Annotated in this window: 12 protein-coding genes and 1 tRNA gene; 4 read left to right on the plus strand and 9 right to left on the minus strand. The window is 73.9% G+C overall.

Features of this window, described 5'->3' with window-relative positions:
* Window positions 1–586, minus strand: a 586-nt coding sequence (locus tag ABZ135_RS07720) for a helix-turn-helix domain-containing protein (RefSeq protein WP_356692864.1), incomplete at its 3' end; no start/stop codon positions are given.
* A 306-nt stretch (window positions 587–892) separates the two neighbouring features.
* Here ABZ135_RS07720 and ABZ135_RS07725 point away from each other — a divergent pair.
* Both ABZ135_RS07725 and ABZ135_RS07730 read left to right on the plus strand, forming a co-directional pair.
* Entirely contained in the window at window positions 893–1957 is a 1065-nt protein-coding gene (locus ABZ135_RS07725; protein WP_356692866.1) for an LLM class flavin-dependent oxidoreductase, read from the plus strand.
* A 260-nt stretch (window positions 1958–2217) separates the two neighbouring features.
* Window positions 2218–3918: a glycosyl hydrolase family 18 protein gene (locus tag ABZ135_RS07730; protein WP_356692868.1), complete on the plus strand. Its 1701-nt coding sequence runs from the start codon at window positions 2218–2220 to the stop codon at window positions 3916–3918.
* 120 nt (window positions 3919–4038) lie between these two features.
* On the opposite strand, the gene ABZ135_RS07735 is transcribed toward ABZ135_RS07730, so the two are convergent.
* Window positions 4039–5898, minus strand: coding sequence for an EAL domain-containing protein (locus ABZ135_RS07735; protein ID WP_356692870.1), 1860 nt, complete (start codon window positions 5896–5898; stop codon window positions 4039–4041).
* A 353-nt stretch (window positions 5899–6251) separates the two neighbouring features.
* Between ABZ135_RS07735 and ABZ135_RS07740 the strand changes: the two genes are divergently transcribed.
* The gene (locus ABZ135_RS07740) at window positions 6252–7511 is read left to right on the plus strand and encodes a M6 family metalloprotease domain-containing protein (protein WP_356693086.1); all 1260 of its coding nucleotides are present in this window, start codon (window positions 6252–6254) and stop codon (window positions 7509–7511) included.
* 105 nt (window positions 7512–7616) lie between these two features.
* On the opposite strand, the gene ABZ135_RS07745 is transcribed toward ABZ135_RS07740, so the two are convergent.
* The 6 genes from ABZ135_RS07745 to ABZ135_RS07770 all read right to left on the minus strand — a co-directional run bounded on the left by ABZ135_RS07745 (window position 7617) and on the right by ABZ135_RS07770 (window position 13366).
* Window positions 7617–7690 (minus strand) — tRNA-Lys (locus ABZ135_RS07745).
* A complete protein-coding gene (locus tag ABZ135_RS07750) occupies window positions 7681–8313 on the minus strand; it encodes a hypothetical protein (protein WP_356692872.1) in 633 nt (210 codons plus the stop codon). Before ABZ135_RS07750 ends, ABZ135_RS07745 begins: the two co-directional genes overlap by 10 nt.
* Before the next feature lie 132 nt (window positions 8314–8445).
* Complete coding sequence (locus tag ABZ135_RS07755) at window positions 8446–8802, minus strand: hypothetical protein (protein WP_356692874.1); 357 nt, start codon at window positions 8800–8802, stop codon at window positions 8446–8448.
* Window positions 8803–9226: 424 nt separating this feature from the next.
* Window positions 9227–10558 (minus strand): AAA domain-containing protein, encoded by a 1332-nt coding sequence (locus ABZ135_RS07760; protein ID WP_356693088.1) that lies wholly within the window; start codon window positions 10556–10558, stop codon window positions 9227–9229.
* A gap of 11 nt (window positions 10559–10569) precedes the next feature.
* Window positions 10570–12153, minus strand: a complete 1584-nt coding sequence (locus ABZ135_RS07765; protein ID WP_356692876.1) for a hypothetical protein — start codon at window positions 12151–12153, stop codon at window positions 10570–10572.
* A 61-nt stretch (window positions 12154–12214) separates the two neighbouring features.
* Window positions 12215–13366, minus strand: a complete 1152-nt coding sequence (locus ABZ135_RS07770) for a hypothetical protein (RefSeq protein ID WP_356692878.1) — start codon at window positions 13364–13366, stop codon at window positions 12215–12217.
* A gap of 184 nt (window positions 13367–13550) precedes the next feature.
* Between ABZ135_RS07770 and ABZ135_RS07775 the strand changes: the two genes are divergently transcribed.
* Window positions 13551–14144, plus strand: coding sequence for a histidine phosphatase family protein (locus ABZ135_RS07775; protein WP_356692880.1), 594 nt, complete (start codon window positions 13551–13553; stop codon window positions 14142–14144).
* Window positions 14145–14252: 108 nt separating this feature from the next.
* Here ABZ135_RS07775 and ABZ135_RS07780 read toward each other — a convergent pair whose 3' ends face one another.
* Window positions 14253–15542 carry a tetratricopeptide repeat protein gene (locus ABZ135_RS07780; RefSeq protein ID WP_356692882.1) on the minus strand — a complete coding sequence of 430 codons (1290 nt, stop codon included), beginning with the start codon at window positions 15540–15542 and terminating at the stop codon, window positions 14253–14255.
* Window positions 15543–15722 lie beyond the last annotated feature (180 nt).

Here is a 15722-nt window from a genome sequence, read left to right on the forward strand (position 1 = left end):
TGAGCACCGGGACGGTCGGCGGCTGGCTGTCCAGCTTGGAGAACAGCACCTTCTCGTTGGTGATCGTCCGGGAGGTCAGCCGGGCGATCTTGTGCCGCGCGAGGTGGTCCCGGCGCCCGTTCTGGTCGAGCTGCGTGAGCAGGCACTTGCCGACCGCGCTGGCGTGCGCGGCGGAGCGGAAGTCCACCCACTCGTTGACCTTCGGGGTGCGCGGGCCGTCGGCGAACTGGGTGATCTTCACCTCGCCGTCGATGTACCGGCTGATGTAGACGGCCGCGCCGACGGAGTCGCGCAGCTCGGTCAGGGTCTCCTGGAGCTTGCGCTCCAGGGCCTCGCGGCGGGTCGAGCCGGAGCCCAGGAGGACCAGGGAATCGCCGATCACGTAGGCGCCGTCGGAGACCTGCTCCACGTAACCCTCGCGCCGGAGCATCAGGAGCATGGACGACAGATGGGCGACGGGCAGGCCGGTCTCCCGCGCGATCTGCGCGTCCGTCACCCCGCCGCCGTGCCGTGAGACCGTCTCAAGCACGCGCAGGGCGTATTGCACCGAGTGGAACGGTGCGGTGGGCTCGGGCTTCAGCGCCACGGTTTCCCCCTACCAGGTTGTGACCGCAAGCTTCCGTACCACGATAGCCGCCAAGGCCCCGCTGCGGGGCGGCTGTTGGCGAGAATGATGCGGTGCCCCACGGCCGTACGCTGGGCCGCGCCACTCTGGCATATGCCATGGTCACAGCCGTTCGGCAGACCGGGAGGTCAGGGGCGTGCGCCGGGGCGTACGGACAGGCGTTCGGAGCCGTTCCGGACGTGAAGATTTTTTCGGGGAATAAGCGGAGACACCCTCCTGTTACTGGTTTCCGTACCTACGGACGGCACTGCGCAGGAAGGCCATACGGTGAGCGACGCGATTCGAGGAGAGGCGCACGGGACCGCGCCCGTAGCCCTGTCCGTACTGGACCTGGTGACCGTCGGCAGCGGGCGCACCGCGAGCCAGGCGCTCGCCACCAGCGTGGAGATCAGCCGGCTCGCCGAGCGCCGCGGCTACCACCGCCACTGGGTGGCCGAGCACCACTCCATGCCGGGCGTGGCCTCCTCCTCGCCCGCCGTGATCCTCGCCCACCTCGCCGCCCACACCCGCCGCATCCGGCTCGGCTCCGGCGGGGTGATGCTGCCCAACCACGCGCCGCTGGTGATCGCCGAGCAGTTCGGCACCCTGGAGGCCCTCGCCCCGGGCCGGATCGACCTCGGCCTCGGCCGCGCGCCGGGCACCGACGGGGCGACGGCCGCCGCCCTGCGGCGCACGGACACGCTGAACGAGGGCGCCGACGACTTCCCCGAGCAGCTCGCCGAGCTGACCCGCTTCCTCGACGACGACTTCCCCGACGGCCATCGCTACGCCCGGATCCACGCCGTGCCCGGCCCGGTGCAGGGCCCCCCGGGGCGGCCGCCGGTCTGGCTGCTCGGCTCCTCCGGCTTCAGCGCCCGCCTGGCCGGCCTGCTCGGTCTGCCCTTCGCCTTCGCCCACCACTTCTCCGCGCGCAACACCATCCCCGCCCTGGACCTCTACCGGGACTCCTTCCGGCCCTCGGCGGTGCTCGACGCGCCGTACGCGCTGATCGGCGTCGGCGCGCTCGCCGCCGACGAGGCGGCGGAGGCTCACCGTCAGGTGCTGACCGGCGCCCTGTCGATGCTGCGGCTGCGCACCGGCCGCCCCGGACTGATCCCGACGCCCGAGGAGGCGGAGGCGTACGGATTCTCCGCGGCGGAGCGGGAGTTCGTCGACGGCTGGCTGGCGAACGTCGTGTACGGCACGGCGGACGAGGTGCGTGAGGGGCTCGACGCGCTCCAGAAGCGCACCGGCGCGGACGAGCTGATGATCACGGCCAATGTGCACGGCGGGGAGGCCCGGCTGCGCAGCTACGAGCTGATCGCCGACGCGTACGGACTGCCGGAGCTCTGAGAAACCCGGGGCCCTGGTTCCTCGCCGAGCGGGCCGTCCCCCGGTCCCCGGCCGATCCCTAAGTGAACCTTAAACCGCTCGTCACCTGTGGTGGCGGGCGGTTCTCTTGTGTGCCGCGACCGCTCCGGACGGCTCTGACAAGGGCTTTCTTGCGGGAATTGGTCTAGTCCTCAATCTGGTTCAGACCATTGACGTGCTGTTCATACGGCGGATATCACTGCTCCAACTTCCGTACCGCCACCCCCTCCCGGAGGCCGCACGTGCACCCCCGCAGACCACTGATCGCCGCACTCCTCAGCTCGGCCCTGGCCGCCGGCGCGCTCGCCGCGACCGCCGGCCTCGGCTCCGCGCAGGCCGCGGACACCACCACCGCGACCACCGCCGCCTCCGCCGGCGGCGTGCGGATCGCGTACTACGACCAGTGGAGCGTGTACGGCAACGCCTTCTACCCCAAGCACCTCGACACCCGGGGCATCGCGAGCAACCTGGACGTCATCAACTACTCGTTCGGGAACATCCACCCCACCAACCTCACCTGCTTCATGGCCAACAAGGCCGCGGGCGACGACAACAACCCGAACGCGGGTGACGGCGCCGGCGACTCCTACGCCGACTACCAGAAGTCCTTCAGCGCGGCCGACAGCGTGGACGGCGTGGCCGACAAGTGGGACCAGCCGATCGTGGGCGTCTTCAACCAGTTCAAGGAGCTGAAGGCGAAGTACCCGCACCTGAAGATCAACATCTCGCTCGGCGGCTGGACCTACTCCAAGTACTTCCACGACGCGGCCAAGACCGACGAGAGCCGCAGGAAGCTCGTCTCCTCCTGCATCGACCAGTACCTCAAGGGCAACCTGCCGGTCGAGGGCGGCTTCGGCGGCCCCGGCTCGGCGGCCGGCATCTTCGACGGCATCGACATCGACTGGGAGTACCCGGGCTCGTCCGGCGGTCACCTCGGCAACCACTACGGCCCCGAGGACAAGCAGAACTTCACCCTGCTCCTCGCCGAGTTCCGCAAGCAGCTCGACGCGTACGGCACGGCCAACGGCGGCAAGAAGTACCTGCTGACCGCGGCGCTCCCGGCCGGCCAGGACAAGATCAAGTACATCGAGACCGACAAGATCGGCCGGTACCTGGACTACGCCAACATCATGACGTACGACATGCACGGCGCCTGGGACGGCGACGGGCCGACGTACCACCAGTCCCCGCTGTACCCCTCCCCGGACGACCCGACCGACCCCATCGCGCCGGGCACCGAGAAGTACAGCATCGACAACGCCATCGACTCCTGGATCGACGGCAACCCCGCCTACGGCATCGCGGGCGGCTTCCCGGCGAACAAGCTGACGCTCGGCTACGAGTTCTACTACCGCGGCTGGAAGGGCGTGCCGGCCGGCACCACCCACGGCCTCGCGCAGACCGCGACCGGCGGCTCCAGCGCCCGCCCGCTCAGCCAGCAGGCCGGCATCGCCCACTACAAGGAGCTCGGCGGCATCGTCGACAACGCGGCGACCACCTTCTGGGACGACCGCTCCAAGTCCTCGTACTTCTACAAGGACGGCGAGTTCTTCACCGGTCTCGACCGGAAGTCCATCCAGGCGCGGGTGGACTACGGCAAGCAGCGCGGCCTGGCCGGCGCGATGATGTACTCGCTGCTCGGCCTGGACGACGACATCACGCTCCTGAAGCAGATCAACAGCGCCCTCGGCGGCACCACGGTCCCGCCGACCACCCCGCCGACCACGCCTCCCACCACCACGCCTCCGACGACCACGCCGCCCACCACCCCGCCGCCGACCGGCACCTGCACCGCCCCGGCGTACGTGGCCGGCAGCGTCTACACCGGCGGCTCGCTGGTCTCCCACAAGGGCCGCACCTGGAAGGCCCAGTGGTGGACCCAGAACGAGGAGCCGGGCACGACCGGCGAGTGGGGCGTGTGGAAGGACCAGGGCGCCTGCTGAGGCCCTGACCCGCCCCGACACCGCCCCCCGTACCACCCCGCATGACCGCTGCCCCCGGCCGGAATGTCCCTTCGGCCGGGGGCGGTTCCACGTTCCGGGCCCGATGAGGTCCCGAGGGGATCAGACGGTCAGCGGCTCCGTGCCGATCAGCTCGGCGATACGGTCCGGGGACACCGCCCGCGAATACAGCCAGCCCTGCCCGGTGTCGCAGCCGATGCGGCGCAGCCGGGTGGCCTGGCCTGCGGTCTCCACGCACTCGGCGGTGACCGTCAGCCCCAGCCGGTGGGCGAGCTGCACGAGCGCCTCGACGATCAGTTCGTCCGCCGGGTTGGCGTGCTCCTCGTCCTGGAAGCCGCGCACGAACGATCCGTCCAGCTTCAGCACGGACACCGGCAGCCGGCTCAGATAGGCGAGGTTCGAGTAGCCGGTGCCGAAGTCGTCGATCGCGATCCGCACCCCCATGTCGCTCAGCGCCTGGAGCGCCTGGAGCGGACGGCCCGCCGAGCCCATCACCGCGGACTCGGTCAGCTCCAGTTGGAGCAGATGCGGCGCGAGGCCCGTCTCGGCGAGGATGCCGGCCACGTCGGCCACCAGGTCGGAGTCCCAGACCTGACGCACCGCCACGTTGACGCTGACGAAGATCGGCCGGTCGCCCGGGTGGTCCTTCTGCCACTGCCGGGCCTGGCGGCAGGCGGTCCGCAGCACCCAGCGCCCGAGCTCGACGATCGAGCCGTCCTCCTCGGCGATTCCGACGAACCGATTCGGCGCCAGGGTGCCGAACTGCGGGTGGTTCCAGCGCACCAGCGCCTCCACCCCGCGCACCGCCCCGTCCGCGAGGTCCACCAGCGGCTGGTACTCGAGGGCGAACTCCCCCCGTTCCACGGCGGGTCGCAGGGTGGAGCTGAGCGCTTGCCTTGTCATCCGGTGGGCGTTGCGCTCGGGGTCGAAGAGCGTCCAGCGGGCCTTGCCGTCGGCCTTGGCCCAGTACAGCGTGGTGTCCGCCGCCTGCATCAGGCAGGTCGCGGAGGAGCCGTGCGCCCGCCGCTCGACGACACCGATGGAGGCGGAGACCGAGAGCCGCTGCCCGGACAGGTCGAAGGGCTCCTGGAGCGCGGTGAGGACGGACTGGGCCAGGTCGGCCAGTTGTTCGGTGCCGGTGGAGTCCTCGACCAGGATCGCGAACTCGTCCCCGCCGAGCCGGGCCACGAGGTGTCCGCCGTCGCGCGTGTAGCCGTAGCCGTCGGCGCAGGCGGTGAGCCGGCCGGCGACGGCGGCGAGCAGCCGGTCGCCGACCCGGTGGCCGAGCGTGTCGTTGACCGCCTTGAAGCCGTCGAGGTCGAGATAGCAGATGCCGATCCGCCCTGTTCTGCCATGCCCGTACGACTGGTACGACTCGTACGACCGGTCCCGGGGGTCCTCGTCGGGGCCCTCGGCGGCGGCGCTCTCCAGGGCGGCGGTGAGGCGCTCGAAGAACAGGGTGCGGTTGGGCAGCCGGGTGACCGGGTCGTGCATCTGGAGGTGGCGCAGCCGGGCCTGGAGCTCGCGCCGGTCGCTGATGTCGGCGACCGACAGCAGGACGCGGGGGCGGTCGGGCACGGGGGAGACGGTCACCTCGGCCCACAGGGTGCGGCCGTCGGGGTGCTTGAGCCGGCGGGTGCAGCGGAAGCGGGAGCGGCGGCCGCGCAGCACCTCGCGGTAGGCGTGCCAGGTGCGGCCGTCGGAGCCGAGGTCGACGAGGTCGGCGGCGGCCTGGTCGCGCAGGGCGGCGGGTTCGGTGCCGAGCAGGGCGGCGAGGGCCTCGTTGGCGGCGACGACGACGCCGTCCCGGTCGACCACGGCCATGGCGAGCCGCGCGGCCCGGAACGCGGCCCGGTAGTCGCGGAGTGCCGTGTCGGCCTCGGGATCAGGTGCGGATGAGTGACGCTCTGTGAGCACCGGCTCCGCCGACGGGTGCACCGGTACTTCGGGGGTTCCGCTCACCGCTCGCTCCCGTATGCGTTCGGGCCGTACAGATGTGGTCGGAATGGTCGGCCAGGGAAAGTGTGCCGATCATAGAGGCTGGCCCGGGGGCCGTTCCAGCTCCGAGGCCCGCCCGGCGGCCCCGGCGGAATGTGAGGCTCCCCACCCGTGCCACCGCCCGATCGTTTCTGCGCGGGTCTGACACGGGTCGGTGACGACCTGACCGAATGTGACTTTCCGTGAACTGAAGCGCGTCCGTGTCGCGTCGACCCGGCGCGTCCCGCTCACCCGACCGGGGCAGCGGAAAGGTGCGAAACCGGATAAACCACCACAAGGTGGGTGGGGTGTCACGCTTTCCGGAGCCGGAGGTCCACGTGAGGGGTCAGCAGCCACCCGGGGGAGTGCAACGCTCGCGCCTGCGTGCCGGTGCGGCCGCCTTCACCTCGCTCGCGGCGCTCGCCGCGACCGGCCTCGTCGCCGGTCCCGCCGTCGCCGCGCCCTCCGCGGGCCCCTGTGCCCTGCCCCGTACCACCGCCCATCACTCGCTCGGGCTCGACACCTGGAACGGGTCCTATCCGCAGCCGACCCGCGCGCTCGACGCGGTCATGATCTTCCTGTCCTTCCCGGACTCCGAGCCGCTGACCACCCCCGCCGAGCTGGCCGCCGACCACTTCCCGGGCACCTCCGACTTCTTCGCGCGCGCCTCCTACGGCCGGTTCAGCCTGCGCGCCCACCCGCAGGCCGACTGGACCCGGATGCCGCAGGACTCGGTCGCGTACGCGATACGGCGCGACTGGAGCCCCGAGCACCGGGCGGCCTACCTGCGCGACGCGATCCGGGCGGCCGACGACTCCGTCGACTTCTCCCGCTACGACATCGTCTATCTGGTGGCCGACCCCGACGCGCCGGGCGTGGACTCCGACGCGACCAAGGTGGTCAATCTGGAGCGCCCGCTGGAGGCGGACGGCAAGGAGATCAAGCGGGTGGTCACGGTCTTCGAGCGCCATCCGCCGGACCGCAACGTGCTCGCGCACGAGACTGGTCATGTCTTCGACCTGCCCGACCTCTACCACCGGCCGGCCGACGGCAAGGGCGACTGGGACACCCATGTGGGGGACTGGGACGTCATGGGCAGCCAGTTCGGGCTCGCCCCGGACCTCTTCGCCTGGCACAAGTGGAAGCTGGGCTGGCTCGACCGCTCCCAGGTCACCTGCGTCCGCGAGCCCGGTACGCACGTGATCGGCCTGGAGCCGGTCGCCGCGGCCCCCGTCGCCGGCGGCACCGTCGGCACCCGCCTGGCGGTGGTCCGCACCGGCGAGGGCAGCGCCCTGGCGATCGAGGCCCGCGCCGCCACCGGCAACGACCGGGACACCTGCACCGAGGGCGTGCTCCTCTACCGGGTCCGCAACGAGGCGGCGTCCGGCGAGGGCCCGGTGCAGGTCGTGGACACCCATCCGCGGACCGAGGCGTGCTGGGAGCGCTCGGTCTACCCGCCGCTCGCGGACGCGCCGCTGGAGGAGGGCGAGTCCTTCACCGTGCCGGGCGAGGGCGTCCGGGTGGAGGTCGCCGAGCGGAGCAAGGCGGGCGTGTGGACCGTTCGCGTCACGGGCCCGCGGGTGGAACCGGTGGAGTGAGGAGGCGGGGGACGGCGGGCCGGCGCGGCGGTGGGGCGGTGGTGCGCCGGACCGGCCCCGGACACGAAGAAGCCCCTCGCTCTCGCGAGGGGCTTCCTCCGTCTGTGCGCCGCCAGGGACTCGAACCCCGGACCCGCTGATTAAGAGTCAGCTGCTCTAACCAACTGAGCTAGCGGCGCCTGCTGACGTCGTAGACATTAGCATCCGGATCCTCCGAAGCAAAAATCGATACCCGCACCTCGGCGCCCGAAACCATCCGGGCGGCCCGGACACAGGCCCACAGCAGCACCTCCGGGCCGGGCAGCCAGGGCGAGCGGGTGTCGGGGGCGACCAGCCAGCGGGGGCCCGAGGCGTCGGACGGGGTGAGCGGGGGCACGGTCACGGCGTCCCCGATGCCGTGGCAGAGCGGCCGGGGCACGGCGTTCCCCCACTCCTCCCAGTCGAGGAGGGACGGTAACCGCTGGGCCGTGCCGGGCGCGGCGAAGAGCAGCATCCGGCCCCGGTGCACGGCCGCGGGCCCGGAGCCGGGGCCCTCCGCCCAGAGCCGGTCCAGCATCCGGCGCCCGAACGTCGGCTCCACGTTCACCACGTCGAAGACGCGGCCGCAGGGCAGCACGGCGGGGGAGGCGGGCCGCTCCTCCCAGCGGGTGAGCGCGGCGCCCGGGCGGGCGGCGGCGGAGGCGAGCCAGGCGGCGCCGTCCTCGGTGACGCGCGCGGCGTGGTGCCGCTGCTCCTCGTCCGGGTCCCGCAGGAAGCGGAAGATGTCGTACGGGGTCGTCTCGTCGCTCAGCCAGGTCGTCATGCGACAAGATCTACCGGCTGTGACCGTTCCGCTTCAGCGGGTTGCCGGAAACCCGGACAGGGCGGGGTCCGGGGGAGTATCGTGCGCCCCGGCATATGCCAGGGCGCTGGGCTGCCCGGGTAGTCCGGCGGCTCACTCCTCGGGGTCGCGGCCGCCCGTACGGATCAGATCCTGCCCGAACTCGATCATTTTCCGCGCGTAGTCCTCGGTCCACTCGGCCCGCTCGGCCACGTCGGCGGGCGTCAGCCGGTCGAAGCGGCGCGGATCCGCGAGCTGGGCCGCCGCGATCGCCTGGAACTCCACCGCCCGGTCCGTCGCCGCCCGGAACGCCGTCGTCAGCTCGGTCGCCCGGGCCAGCAGCTCCCGCGGGTCCTCGATCGACTCCAGGTCGAAGAAGTGCTCCGGGTCGGCGGTCGCCTCGGCGGGCTCGAAGACCAACGGCGCCGGCCTGACCCGCCGCTGCCCACTCCGCTCAGCCGGTTCCGCCATGGTCCTTCTCCTCCTCGCACACACGCGGCCCGGACACCCGGGCCACACCCCATTCTCGCGCCCCTGGCAACCCCACCCCAGGGCCACGGCTCCCGCCCCGCCAGGAGGGCCCGCCTCACCCACCGTTCGGCCAGGAGGGCCGCCCCCGCCCCCGGCCCCGTCACGGTGTCCAGCTCACCCGGTGTTCCGCCAGGTGGGACAGGACCGCGTGGTTGGCCTCCCAGCCGTCGGGGGCTGTATCCGATGGCCGCCTCCGGCGGCGTGCCGGACTCCGTCCGGCCGGGCGCCGGGCCGCCGCGTGCGCCTCCGGGCAGGCGGCGCGGCGTGAGCGGCCGGTACCCGCGGGCGGGTCGCCGTGCCGGTCGGCGCCGCGGACGGCCGGCGGCCGGCGGCGAAGGTGGTCCGCCCCCGTCCCCGCCCCCCGTCACGGCGTCCAGCTCACCCGGTGTTCCGCCAGGTGGGACAGGACCGCGTGGTTGGCCTCCCAGCCGTCCGGGAACTTCACCGTGACGCCCAGTTGGACCGGCTCCGTCGAGGGGTGTTCGTCGAGGAGGTCGGCGACGCCGGCGCGGCAGACGACGACGCAGGCGTGGCGGTGGCGGGAGGCCAGGACGCAGAGGCGGCCGGTCTCCAGGTGGAAGGCGGTGGCGTCGGGGCGGCCGGAGAGGGGGTGCAGGACGACGGTCACGTCGTACTCGCGGCCCTGGAGGCGGTTCGCCGTGTCCACGGTGACGCCCGAGACGCCCAGCTCGGTGAGCGCCGCCCGGATCGACGCCGCCTGGTCGCGGTGGGCCGTGCCGACCGCGATCCGGTCGGCGGTGAGCGGCGCCGGGTCCGGGGAGCGCTCGCTCACCGTCACCCCGCCGCGGTCCAGGAGACGGCGCACGACCAGGGCCACCGCCCGGACCGCCTCGGGGTCGGTGCGCGGGGTGTGCCGGGCGGGCAGTTCGAGCAGGCCCCAGCCCGACTCCGCCGCCTCGTCCAGGACCCGGTCCGGGCCCGAGCCGTCCGAGCGGACACCGAAGGACAGCCGCCGGTCACCGTGATCGGTGCCGCTGCGGAACGGCGTGTACGGGTAGAAGGCGTCGGACACCAGGGGCGCGGCCGACGCCGGGAGCCGCCAGGACACCGGCAGGCGGTGCTGGGGGAGCTCCGGGTTGTGGGCGAGCAGGGTGCTGACGGCGGAGGCGGACGGGTCGTACGAAAGGCCCGCCCACTGCTCCGCGCCCACCACCGAGAACGGATCGAGCTGCCCCGGGTCGCCGACGAACAACGCCCGCTCGAACAGTCCCGCCACCGCCAGCAGCGCGTCCGACCGCATCTGGTACGCCTCGTCCACGATCGCGTGCGCCCACGGCTCCACGTTCTTGACGTGCGCCCACTTCGCGGCCGTCGACACGACCACGGGCAGCCCGGTCAGCTCCGCCGCCTTCGCGGACTTCCGCACCTGCTCCAGGTCGTCGAGCGCCTTGTCGTACGGATCGGAGTCGTTCGAGTGGAGCCGCCCCACCTGAAGCCCGGGCCGCTTCTCCGCGATCCGCAGCACCAGGTCGTCCACCTGCGCGTTCGTCTGCGCGACGACCATCAGGGGGCGTCCGGCGTCCGCCAGTTCCAGCGCGGCCCGCACCACGAGCGTCGACTTGCCCGCACCGGGCGGGGAGTCGACGACCACCCCGCGGGCGTCCCCGTGCAGGGTGCTCTCCAGGATGGCGGCCGTCGCCCGCGCGGCCGCGGCGGACGGATCGAAGGCGGTCACGGCTTCGGGGCTCACAGCACGTCCTCGGGGGTCACGGCATCGGGCAGCTCGACGGCGTCAGGGCGCGGGGGACCGCCGTGCGTCCACGGCGTCTCCTCCGGGTCCGGCAGCTTCGCACCCACCCGTTGGTCGTGCTCGAACAGCGTCCACACGATCCGCTCGCCCTTCTCCGGCACGGAGCCCTCCGCCGGCTCCTTCGCACGGCCCATCTTGTCCGTCAGCCGCAGCACCAGCGCCCCGTCCGGCTCCTCCGCCACGAACTCGGCCGTCTGCGGCCTGCCGTCCAGCGAGCGGTACACCTTCACACCGCCGCCCAGATGCGGCCGGTCGTCCGTGCGGACCGTGAGCAGCGGACGGGGCCGGCCCTTCTCCGTGTACGCCATGGTGACGTCGAGGACCTCCGCCACGAACGCCTCGCCCGCCAGCCGCCGCCCCGCCATCACCAGCGGGTCGTCAAGCGCCTCCTGCGCCTCGAGCTGGGCCTGCGCCTGCTCGCGCGCCGCCAGCTTCTGCGCGGCGGTCACCGCGTCGTCCCGGCGCGGCTGCGGCGGCTCGCCCGCCGCGATCCGGTCCCGATGCCCGGTGAACGACCAGCGGTCACGCGTCCAGCGGTCCGCGACCCGCGCGCCCTCCGGCAGCTCCCGCAGCAGGCCGAGCGCCCGCCACACCGCGTCCCAGGTCGGCTCCAGTTGGGAGAGGACCAGCCGGCGGATCTCCCGCTCGGCCCGGTGCAGCGCGGCGAGCCCCTCCTCGGCCGTCCCGCCGTCCTCGGCCGCGCCGAGCGCCTGCCGGGCCCGGTCGTAGGTCTCGATGGCGGGCGCGAGCAGCTTGTTGTCGAATGCCGGGTCGGTCGTGGGGCCGGCCGGCGGGCACAGCAACTGCCCCCGGGCGTCCCGCCCGAGCTCGGCGCGCAGCGCCGCCTCGGCACCGGACTCCCCGTCCGGCGGGTCGATCCACGCGAGCAGCGCGCCCAGGTGCTGGTCCTCCAGGGACGACTGGCCGGTGGCCCAGTGCCGGTTCAGCAGGTCCGTCGCCGCCACGAGCAGCGAGGAGCCCGGCACCCGGGCCCGCTCGCCGAAGTGCGTCAGCCAGCGGCCGAGCAGCGGCACCCGCGGCGGCGCCGGAAAGGGCGTCTCCGGGTCCTGCTCCGCCGTCCGCCGGAACCGGGTCGACCGCCCGAGCAGCCGTACGTACGCGATGCCGGCCCGGCTCGGCACGACCACCTGCGGCGCGTCCGCGCACAGCTCGACCTCGACCTTGACCTTCTTCCCGGTCTCCGGGTCGGTCTCCGAGCGCTCCGCCGCCTCCACGGCCCGGGCGAAGGAGTCCACGTACGGCAGGATCTCGTCGGCCAGCTCGGCGAGGAACGCGAACCGCAGATCGCGGTCGCGCGGCTGTGGTACGACGAGCAGCCGGGGCTCCGCCGGGTCCGTGCCCACCAGGGCCCCGAGCGGCGCGCCCGCCTCGCCCGCCGTCGTGAGCGGCACGAGGACCAGGGGCCGGCCGGACAGGTGCCGGTGGCGCACGGTCGCCAGCGGCTGGGCCCGGCCCGCTTCGACGGCCTCCATCCGGGCCAGGGTGGAGATCAGCGACATGCGAGGCCCTCCTCGGCGGTGGCGCGCGGCAGACCGGTCCGCGGACCGGTGGGACGGCGGGTCAGGAGGCGCACGCGACGACCTCCCCCGGCACCCGGGCCGCCGCCGCGTCCAGCGCCTCGGCCCGCAGCGCCCGCGCCCGGCGCAGCGCCCCCACCGCCGGGTCGTCGGGGTCGCCCCACTCGCCCCGGGCCGCCGCCAGGACCGCGCCGATCGTCGTCAGGCCGCCCAGCTCGCCCCGGACCGACCGGCCGAGCGCCGCCACCACGTCCGCGGCCCGCGCCCGCTCCCGGCAGTGGAAGGCCAGCTCGCAGGCGGACAGGCACTCCGGCGCGTACGCGTGCGGCACGCACTCCACGGCCGCCGCCAACTGCTCCGCCGAGCACTCCGCCACGTCGAACGTCACGCCCTCCGGCAGCGCGTCCGCGATCTCCTCGATCCGGGTGAGCCGGGTGAGCTGGCGCCGGGTCACCGCCAGTTGCTTGCGGACGTCCACCGGCGAGCCCGTCGGCAGGTTGGAGAAGTCCTTGGGGCAGACGAGCAGCACCGTGTGCGCCACCCGCGCGCCCTCCGTGACGGCCGCGACCCGCTCCAGGGCGAGGACGTACACCGCGGCCTGCCGGGCCGCCGCGCCGACCTTCGACGCGTCGGCGGAACCGTCGATCATCGGGAAGGACTTGATCTCCACGACCGTCCACCGCCCGTCGGGGTGGACCACGACCGCGTCGGGCTCCAGATAGACGGGGGAGCCGGCGACCTCCAGGGCCAGCATCGGATGGTCCAGGAGGGCCCAGCGGCCGGCCGCCGTCGCCTCTCGCAGCGCGAGCGCCGTCCGGGCCGCGCGGCCCTCGGGCCCGGCCGCCGCGAGCTCCGGCAGGTCCACCGCCGACGGCTCCTCGATCCCGAGCAGCCGCAGCAGCTCGCGGCCCCCGTCCGCCTTCACCTTCGCCTCGAACGCGTTGCCCCGGGCGATCGCGAACTGCGACTGGCCGAAGCCGGAGGGGGCGCCCAGCTTCGCGGCCAGCGCGGTCTTGTCGACGCCCGCGCCGTCGAGGATGGCCCGTCGCCGGCAGCCCGGGTTCGCGGCCAGCGCGGCCAGGGCCCGCGCGTCCAGCGGACGCGGCACGGCGGCCGGTCCGCGCAGCTCGGCGAGCCGGTGCCGGAGTGTCGTCTGCGGCGGCCGGTGCGGGCCGCCGCCCAGGGATGCGCTCACCCGCGGAAGTCTCCCATCCGCCACTGACAAGCGGGGCGATTCGCCGGGATCCGCCCGCCGTCACCCGGTCCGCGCGGCGCCTCGCGCCCGGGCGGCGGCAGGCCGGGTCACCCGGGGGTCACCGCGCATTCAGGTGGGCGATGATGGAGGTGCACCTTGTTCCGTGGACCCCTGGAGAGCCTTCATGGCACCGCGCATCCTGCTCGCCCGGCACGGCCAGACCGAGTGGTCGCTGCTCGGCCGTCACACCGGCAGGACCGACATCCCTCTGCTCGACGAGGGCCGGCGCGGCGCCAAGCTGCTCGGCGAGCGCCTCGGGCGCCGGCCGTGGGCCGGGCTGGAGGGTGTCGAGGTGCGCACGAGTCCGCTGGTGCGGGCCCGGGAGACCTGCGAGCTGGCCGGTTTCGGTGAGCGGGCGGAGAACTGGGACGCGCTGATGGAGTGGGACTACGGCGCCTACGAGGGGCTGACCCCGGCGCAGATCCAGGAGCTCCGCCCGGGCTGGCTCATCTGGCGCGACGGCGTGCCGGAGGGGGAGACGCGCGCCGAGGTCGCGGCCCGCGCCGACGAGGTGGTGGAGTGGGCCCGCTCGGCCGACCGGGACGTCCTGGTCTTCGCCCACGGCCACATCCTGCGCACCATAGGCGCCCGCTGGCTCGGCGAGGACATCTCCTTCGGCGCCCGCATCCGGCTCGACCCGACCAGCCTGTCGGTCCTGGGCTGGGCGTACGGCGCCCCGGCCGTCGAGCGCTGGAACGACACCGGGCACCTGGAGTAGCCGACGCCTCCCGGTCACCGGACCGGTGCGCGGAACTCCCGTACGCGGCGAGGGCGCGGCGGTCCGTACGAGGACGCGGCGGTCCCGTACGCGGCGAGGACGCGGCGGTCAGTAGGCGGCGAGGACCCGGCGGGTCTCGGCCAGCATCCGCCGGATGCGGGTCGACTCGACGCCGTCGAGGGAGTCCTCCACGCGCTGGATCTCCGCCGCGGCCTCCTCGGGCCGGCCCGCGTGGGCCAGGTCGCCGGCGAGCTGGGCCCGGTAGAGGGCGAGGTTGCGGGCGAAGTGGGGGTTCTGCAGCACCGTGGCGCGGTGGGCGTGGCGGGCCGCGCGGGACCAGTCGCCGAGTAGCGACCAGCACTGGGCCTCCAGGGCCTCCAGCTCCGGCTCGCCGAAGAAGGTCATCCACTCGGGGTCGCGGTCGCCGGGGCCCCGCTCGAAGAAGGCGTGGGCGCGGCCGAGGGCCTGCGCGCAGGCCGAGCGGTCGCCGAGACCGGCCCATGCCCCGGCCTCCCGCAGGGTGAGCAGGGCGAGCAGCCGCGCCGAGCCGAGCGGCTCGGCGGCCCGCAGGCCCGCCTGCGCGGCCCGTACCGCTTCCCGGTACCGCCCCGAGTCCCTGGCCAGGAACGACGTGTTGCAGAAGGCGTGCGCCTCGAGGGCCGCGTCCCCGGCCACCCGGGCGGTGGCCAGCGCCTCGGCGTAGTGGGAGCGGGCGTCGTCGAGGCGGCCCGAGTCATGGGCGAGCCAGCCGACGGAGATGGCCAGCTCGCCCGCGCCGTGGTGCAGCCGGTCGGCGGTGGAGCGGCGGGCGGTGACGCCCGCGTCGAGCAGGGCGTAGGCGGTACGCAGCGGCTGGGTGGCCCGCCGGTACAGGCCGTCGGCGCCGTGCCGGTCGTCGAGCAGCCGGATCTGCCGGACCGCGTCCTCGACGGCGCGGACCTCGGCGGCGCCGACACGGTGGACGCCCCGGGGGGCGGGGACGGCGGCGGCGGGGCCGCCGAGTCCCAGCGAGGCGGCCGCCACGGTGACGGTGCCGCCGGTCATGAACGCGCGACGCAGCACGTCGCTCTCCTCATCGTTCCGGGTGGTGATGGCGAGGGGCGGTGACCCGCCGGCCGCCACGGCGGCCGGCCGCCGGCCGCGCACGGCCTCCCGCGCCGAGAACCCCAGGTCCGCAAGGCCGAGCCCGGGGAACATGTGCAGGAAGACCCGCTCGTACGCGTAGTTCGGGCAGCGGATCTCGCCCGCCTCCACGCGCCCGATGTAGCGGGCGTCGCATGCGACCTGCTCGCCGATCTCCCGCGCCGCCCGGCGGACGAGCGCGGCGAACTCCGCCGGTGAGCGCTGTCCGCGGAGCCTGCGGAAGGCGAGATTGGGAACTGTCCGTGACAACGCCATGGCCGAGCCCTCTCCTGGTGCCGCCGGTGTTCCGGCGGGGCAAGAACGTACCTGCTGTGACCGGCCGACCACACAGGGTTTGCCAACAAAACGGATATCTCGCCCGCGATCTGCCATGAACTGCCATCCTTTGCGGCGGCGCGCCGCCGTAGCCGTTGACGCGTACGGGCGTTGAACCAT

The organism is Streptomyces sp. NPDC006339, from assembly GCF_040612775.1.
In the GTDB taxonomy this organism is placed as follows: Bacteria; Actinomycetota; Actinomycetes; order Streptomycetales; family Streptomycetaceae; genus Streptomyces.

Coding starts and splice junctions, on each gene's coding strand:
- ABZ135_RS07750 (WP_356692872.1), bottom strand. CDS start 8,313: ATGACGACCTGGCTGAGCGACGAGACGACCCCGTACGACATCTTCCGC.
- ABZ135_RS07755 (WP_356692874.1), bottom strand. CDS start 8,802: ATGGCGGAACCGGCTGAGCGGAGTGGGCAGCGGCGGGTCAGGCCGGCG.
- ABZ135_RS07765 (WP_356692876.1), bottom strand. CDS start 12,153: ATGTCGCTGATCTCCACCCTGGCCCGGATGGAGGCCGTCGAAGCGGGC.
- ABZ135_RS07775 (WP_356692880.1), top strand. CDS start 13,551: ATGGCACCGCGCATCCTGCTCGCCCGGCACGGCCAGACCGAGTGGTCG.
- ABZ135_RS07780 (WP_356692882.1), bottom strand. CDS start 15,542: ATGGCGTTGTCACGGACAGTTCCCAATCTCGCCTTCCGCAGGCTCCGC.